This is a genomic window from Clostridium sp. HMP27 (assembly GCF_000765165.1).
In the GTDB taxonomy this organism is placed as follows: Bacteria; Bacillota; Clostridia; order Clostridiales; family Clostridiaceae; genus Clostridium_AK.
The window spans coordinates 43262-49506 of sequence record NZ_JMFY01000031.1 but is presented as its reverse complement, the minus strand read 5'-3'; the positions used below and the strand labels follow the sequence as shown (position 1 = coordinate 49506).

General features: G+C 31.4%; 8 protein-coding genes, 1 pseudogene and 1 other annotated feature. All 9 genes and pseudogenes read left to right on the top strand.

Translation table 11 applies throughout. The features are described 5' to 3' along the window. Nucleotides 1-93: 93 nt before the first annotated feature. Nucleotides 94-261 carry a hypothetical protein gene (locus tag DP68_RS19315; protein ID WP_291549343.1) on the top strand — a complete coding sequence of 56 codons (168 nt, stop codon included), beginning with the start codon at nucleotides 94-96 and terminating at the stop codon, nucleotides 259-261. A 280-nt stretch (nucleotides 262-541) separates the two neighbouring features. Continuing rightward, nucleotides 542-769 (top strand) — a binding site (T-box leader). 90 nt (nucleotides 770-859) lie between these two features. Further along, nucleotides 860-1849, top strand: a complete 990-nt coding sequence (gene trpS / locus DP68_RS13835) for a tryptophan--tRNA ligase (RefSeq protein ID WP_035310506.1) — start codon at nucleotides 860-862, stop codon at nucleotides 1847-1849. 117 nt (nucleotides 1850-1966) lie between these two features. Then, nucleotides 1967-2239, top strand: coding sequence for a hypothetical protein (locus tag DP68_RS13830; RefSeq protein WP_291549340.1), 273 nt, complete (start codon nucleotides 1967-1969; stop codon nucleotides 2237-2239). A gap of 283 nt (nucleotides 2240-2522) precedes the next feature. Continuing rightward, complete coding sequence (locus DP68_RS19310) at nucleotides 2523-4262, top strand: methyl-accepting chemotaxis protein (protein ID WP_035310505.1); 1740 nt, start codon at nucleotides 2523-2525, stop codon at nucleotides 4260-4262. Nucleotides 4263-4434: 172 nt separating this feature from the next. After that, entirely contained in the window at nucleotides 4435-4692 is a 258-nt protein-coding gene (locus DP68_RS13820; protein ID WP_035310504.1) for a hypothetical protein, read from the top strand. Nucleotides 4693-4773: 81 nt separating this feature from the next. Then, entirely contained in the window at nucleotides 4774-5160 is a 387-nt protein-coding gene (locus DP68_RS13815; protein WP_035310502.1) for a secondary thiamine-phosphate synthase enzyme YjbQ, read from the top strand. A gap of 212 nt (nucleotides 5161-5372) precedes the next feature. After that, on the top strand, nucleotides 5373-5609 hold the full coding sequence (locus DP68_RS13810; RefSeq protein ID WP_035310500.1) for a helix-turn-helix transcriptional regulator: 237 nt from the start codon (nucleotides 5373-5375) through the stop codon (nucleotides 5607-5609). Further along, nucleotides 5610-6062, top strand: coding sequence for a peptide deformylase (gene def / locus DP68_RS13805; RefSeq protein WP_035310499.1), 453 nt, complete (start codon nucleotides 5610-5612; stop codon nucleotides 6060-6062). A gap of 26 nt (nucleotides 6063-6088) precedes the next feature. After that, nucleotides 6089-6211: pseudogene (locus tag DP68_RS19305) on the top strand (YjbQ family protein); the annotation flags it as partial. Nucleotides 6212-6245: the final 34 nt, after the last annotated feature.

The window sequence follows — 6245 nt, the reverse complement described above, 5'->3', positions numbered from 1 at the left end:
CTTAAATACAGCGACAAATTCCAATTTGTAGAGTTGATGTAACATAATTTTAGATTCAATTATGTCATATATTTCTTATATGGCGGATTAAAAATGATTACTAATAAAGGAGATTTATTAATTATGATTGATGATAATGATTTGAAATTAATTGAGGAGGCAAAACAAGTTATCAATAAAAACTTTGATGAAGTTGATGAAAATCACACAGTAGGTGCAGCATTACGTTGCAAAAATGGTAACATTATTCACCATATTTAATAGGTTAACTTTTTTATTATCATATTACAATGTTATAAAACACTATAACTAATAATAAAAAGAAAAATACATGTTAGTAAAAATGTATATATTTCTACTAAGTGGTTTTAAAGGACGTTATTAGCAATGTGAAAATATCCGATTAGTATAGTATTGCTAAGTGATATTTGTAAATTATTGTGAAGTAAAGATTTTTTATATTACCCCATAATATTCTCAATTTTTTTCAACTTGACAAAGAATTTCTTATGATGTAGTATAACATATTAAGTAATAAAAAATTAAACCGTTGAATGAGAGTAGTAAACATATGAAATTGAATTCCAGAGAGCTATTGTTGGTGGGAATATAGCATTTGAATCTATGTTGAATGGACTCATGAGGGCAACCCGAAAGAGATGTGAGTAGGCGTTGACGGAAATCCTAACCGTTATGATGGAAGCATATGTTAGTATGTTGAACTTGCTATTTGGGTGGCAAAACAGAATTATGAACTTCTGTCCCTTTGGGATAGAGGTTTTTTTATTTTAAGGAGATGATTTTATGGATGATGGTTGGTGGTGTTCATTCTAATAACATTTGACAGGAGGTACTAAAAATGAAAAGAATTTTAACAGGTGATAGAACAACTGGTAAGTTACACTTGGGACATTATGTAGGAAGTCTTCAAAATAGAGTAAAATTACAAGATGAATATGATACCTTCATTTTATTAGCTGATATACAGGCCTTAACAACCCATTTTGAACGACCAGAGTTAATTAATAAAAGCATCTATGATGTTGCAATCGACAATTTATCAGTAGGATTGGATCCAAATAAGGTAACTATTTTCTTACAATCTAAAATTAGCTCAATTGCAGAATTGACAGTATTTTATTCCATGCTTGTTTCCGTGAATTCATTACGCCATAATCCCACTATAAAAACTGAAGCTAAGCAATATGGATACGATGATTTAAGCTATGGTTTTTTAGGTTATCCTGTCAGTCAAACAGCGGATATGACCTTCTGCAATGCTGATTTAGTTCCGGTTGGAGAAGACCAGATTCCTCACATAGAACAAGGAAGAAAAATTGTTAGGCGTTTTAATGAATTATATGGTAAAGAAAATATTATAATCAAAGAGCCACAAGCCTTAATCAGTGATACTCCTCGACTAATCGGTTTAGATGGAAATTCTAAAATGGGTAAAAGTCTTGGTAATGCTATCTATTTGTCTGATACCGTTGAAGATGTAAATAAAAAAGTAAAATCAGCACTTACTGATAACAATAGGATAAACGTAAAAGATAAGGGTAATCCAGATATATGTACAGTAAGTAAATATCATAAAGCATTCAATCAAGGTGAATATGAAAATATTTGTGAGATGTGTAGAAACGCCAATATTGGTTGTGTAGCTTGTAAAAATCTTTTATCAAAAAAATTAAATCTACTACTTGACCCGTTTAGAGAAAAGCGTGCTTATTATGAAGAAAATATTAAAGAAGTCCGTGATATTATACTTGATGGTAGCAAAAAAGCAAATATGATAGGAAATGAGACTGTTGAAAATGTTAAAAGGGCTATGAGTATCGATATATGACAATAATAAGATGAAAATATAATAAATGGGTACTTTGAAGAAGCTACAAAAACTTCTGTGCTCCCACATAAGAAAATTGCTATATTATCGGGATTGGGATGGATTGGTAAAAACAATTTGTTGATTACTGAAGAATATGGGTGTGCATTATGTATAGGTACCGTTTTAACAAATGCACCATTACCTATTGAAAATAGGCAGAGGGTAATGCCTAAATGTGGTAGCTGTACTGTTTGTAAAGATATATGCCCTGCCAATGTAATTCACGGTACTACTTGGGAGCCAGGTATGAACAGAGATTTAATAGTTGATGTATACCACTGTGAATGCTGTTTGAAATGTCTCGTACAATGTCCACGCATGCAGCATTATATGGAGAGTAATATATAGCATAAGGCAAGGATTATTAAAAATGATACAGCAATATTTATTTGTGATGAATGTGATACCATGTGGCTAAATTAGTAATATAGCAGCTATCAATTTGCAATTGAGGCTGCTATTTTTTTGTTTTTGTCTATAAGCAACACTGTATTATAAACAAACAGGTATAAAATTATGAATTTACTTTCACTTAACATTGAATTAACAGGAATATAAAAGATCAGTGCTATAATTTCTGTATTATTTAAATTAAAGTGGTAAGAGAGTATGTTTTAGGAGGTAGGTTAAAATGAAGGGTGGAAAAGGAATAAGTGTAAGACTATATGGATTAATAGGATTTGTTATGATATTTATACTTATTATCACTAGTTTTTCATGGATTACATTTAAAGATTTTAATGAAAAACACAAAAGTAGGTTACAAATAACTGCTGAATATATCAATATGGTTGATGAGACAAGACAAGCTCAAGTTGATTTCAAGAAACAGGTACAGGAGTGGAAAAATACTCTGTTAAGAGGTTATGACTCTGCATCTTTTAAGAAATATTACGCTCAATTCTCGGAGGAAAATGATAATGTTCAGTCACAGCTATTAAAGCTTAAGAAAGACATGGAGAAACAAGGTATGGATATTTCTTCAGTTGATACATTACTTAGCAATCATAAAGAACTATATGATAAATATAGCAAAGCAATTAAAAGCTATGACCCAAATAATATGGAGAGCCACCGCATAGTAGATAAATTAGTAAAGGGCATAGACAGAAAACCTACTGATGATATGGATTTATTAGTAAAACAAATACAAGATAAAGCAAAGTTAGAAATGGAAGAAATGAAAAAACAATCTGATATTGATGCAAATAATTTTAATAGAAATCTAATGTATATCTTAATTCTTGGTATCATTTTAATTATTTTCTTTACTGTTTTGATTATATCTACATATAAAGGTATTACAAAGTTTATAGAACAATTTAAGATATTAATGGAACAAGCAGAAGAAGGGGACCTTACTATTAGGGGTGAGGTACATAAAAAAGATGAATTAGGTGAAGTTACAGAAAGATTCAATAGATTTATTGAAAAAATTAGAGAGTTAATCCATGAAGCTAAAAATACAAGCATAACTGTATCAGCATCCTCTAAAGATATAATGAAAGCCTCTGATCAAATTAGTGCATCTGCGGAAGAAGTTGCAGGAACCATAGTGAGCATAGCAGAAAATGCATCAAAACAGGCTGAATTAGCGGAACAAAGTGACAAAGCTGTTCATGGTGTTGTGGAAGGATTAAATATCATAACTGAAAATACGGTATATATTAACGAACTTGCAAACAAGGCAATGGAAACTGTAATTAGTGGGACTACAAGCCTAAAAGAGCAAGGTGATAGAATGAATAATACTAAGAAAGCATCACAAAATGTAACGGATGTAGTCTCTGACCTATCTACTAAATCCAATGAAATAGGAAAGGTTGTAGAATTTATAAACCAAATTACAGGGCAAATAAATTTATTATCATTAAATGCCTCCATAGAAGCGGCTAGAGCAGGTGAGGCTGGTAGGGGCTTTACAGTAGTAGCCAATGAAGTGAAAAAGTTAGCTGAATTATCAAAGGAATCTACACAAAGGATAAGCAGTTTAATAGAAGAAGTACAAGATGATATTGAAAAAGCTGTAAATGAAGTAACTAATGTAAAGGCGTCAATAGAAGAACAGGAAACGTCACTTGAAATAACAGATAATTCATTTAATCTTATACAAGATTCTGTTTTTGAAATGGTAAATAAAATAAAAGAAGTTGCCAATGAAACAAAGGAAATTAATGAAAATGCAGTATCTGTGGAAAAGTCCATGAAAAATATGGTAACAATAATAGATCAAAATACTTCTGGTACAGAGGAAGTTGCTTCTGTAACTGAAGAACAGACAGCTTCTATTGAAGAGGTGGCATCTTCAATGAATAATCTTGCAGAGATGTCAAATAGTTTATGTGAATCACTAAGTAAGTTTAAAGTATAATTAATAATATAGAATATTTGGATTGTAAATAAATGAGATATATTATAGAGGCAATCAAGAATATTATAGCCCTTTAGGATGCGGCCACACTGTGGCATTTAATATTGTAAAGCATCTGGAGTATAACGTATAATTAATATATACATATAATTCTTAAAGAGGGAGAAAAGTTATGGGCATTAAAGAAGTCATGAAAAGGATATTTAGTCCTGGCGAAGATACGAAGGAAGACACAGCAGAGGTTAGTAACCTTGAACCTGTGAGGATTTACATAAAGCAGCAGCTGAGAGAAAAGGGTTTAAAAAATAACCAGATAGAAATAGATTTTTCAAATGTTTGCACTAAAGAAGAAGTTGTAAAAGTGGCAGAAGAACTGGGATTTAATTTGGAAAGAGGGGAAAAGGAAGGCGTATGGTGGCTGTTTAGGTAGCGCAAAAGGTGCCACCCACATGGCAAGTGGCAAGATATAGAGTTATGAAAATTTAGAAGAACTTATAGAAAGGGTGAAATCATGGAACACTCATTAAAAACTACAAAACAAGATCAATTCATAGATATAACCTCAATTGTACAGGAAGAAGTAAGTAAAAGTAATGTTAAGGATGGAATAGCTGTAGTTTTCATTCCTCATACCACTGCTGGGGTAACAATAAATGAAAATGCAGATCCAGATGTTGTACATGACATTTTATTAGGTTTAGATAAGGCTTTTCCTGAGAAAAATGGATATCTACATATGGAAGGAAATTCTCATGCCCATATAAAAGCTTCACTTATGGGTTCATCCTGCAGCGTAATTGTTGAAAATGGAAAGTTAAAGTTGGGTACTTGGCAGGGCATATATTTTTGTGAATTTGATGGACCGAGAAATAGAAAGTTTTATGTAAAGGTAATTTAAAAGCAACCAAAAAGAAGCACTGGATTTATCTGCAGCGTCTTGCGTTTTGAAGTGCAAAACAAAAAATATCTAAAATAATAACACAAAAACAGCAATAAAATTCAAAGGAATTATTGCTGTTTTTATTATATTGCATGTAAGGTTTACTTGACATTATGTGAAGGTAATACTATACTAATAATGTAAGGTAAACATTACAGGAGTGATACTTAATGAAAAATAAAATAAAACAATTTCGTGAACATTTAGGGCTAACCCAAGAACAATTGGGTGAACTTATAGGTGTATCGAGACAGGCAATTAACGCTATTGAAACAGAAAAATTTGAACCTTCTATATGGTTGGCTTATGATATTGCAAAAGTATTTCATAGTACCATAGAAGAAATTTTTCTATTTGAAGAAAGTGAAAGAAAATCAAGAGCAGAGCAAAGTAGAGGTGTAGTTTAAATGGCATTAAGGCAAATAAGGTTGTATGATGATGAAATATTAAGGAAAAAGAGTAAGGTAGTTGAAGTTGTAGATGATAAAATAAGACAAATATTAAATGATATGGCTGATACTATGTATAATACGGAAAATGGTGGCGGATTGGCCGCCCCACAAGTAGGTATATTAAAGCGATTAGTTGTAATAGATATGGGACAAGGACTTATAAAATTAGTAAATCCAAAGATAATTAGACAAGAGGGAACGCAAGAAGTTGTAGAAGGCTGTTTGAGTATTCCAAATAAATGGGGTAAGTTAATAAGACCTGCAAAAGTAACAGTACAAGCATTAAATGAAAATGGTGAGAAAATTATATTGACAGGTACAGGAGACTTAGCAAAATGCTTCTGCCATGAAATAGATCATTTGGAAGGTATTCTTTTTACTGATTTCGTTACTGAATATATAAAGTAATATCATTTGATGAATATATATAATTCTTGGGTTCATCCTGCAGCGTAATTGTTGAAAATGGAAAGTTAAAGCTGGGTACTTGGCAGGACATATATTTTTGTGAATTTGATGGACCAAGAAATAGAAAGTTTTATGTAAAGGTAATTTAAAAGCAACTCAAAAGAAGCACTGGACTTATCTGGT

Coding starts and splice junctions, on each gene's coding strand:
- DP68_RS19315 (WP_291549343.1), top strand. CDS start 94: ATGATTACTAATAAAGGAGATTTATTAATTATGATTGATGATAATGAT.
- trpS (WP_035310506.1), top strand. CDS start 860: ATGAAAAGAATTTTAACAGGTGATAGAACAACTGGTAAGTTACACTTG.
- DP68_RS19310 (WP_035310505.1), top strand. CDS start 2,523: ATGAAGGGTGGAAAAGGAATAAGTGTAAGACTATATGGATTAATAGGA.
- DP68_RS13820 (WP_035310504.1), top strand. CDS start 4,435: ATGGGCATTAAAGAAGTCATGAAAAGGATATTTAGTCCTGGCGAAGAT.
- DP68_RS13815 (WP_035310502.1), top strand. CDS start 4,774: ATGGAACACTCATTAAAAACTACAAAACAAGATCAATTCATAGATATA.
- DP68_RS13810 (WP_035310500.1), top strand. CDS start 5,373: ATGAAAAATAAAATAAAACAATTTCGTGAACATTTAGGGCTAACCCAA.
- def (WP_035310499.1), top strand. CDS start 5,610: ATGGCATTAAGGCAAATAAGGTTGTATGATGATGAAATATTAAGGAAA.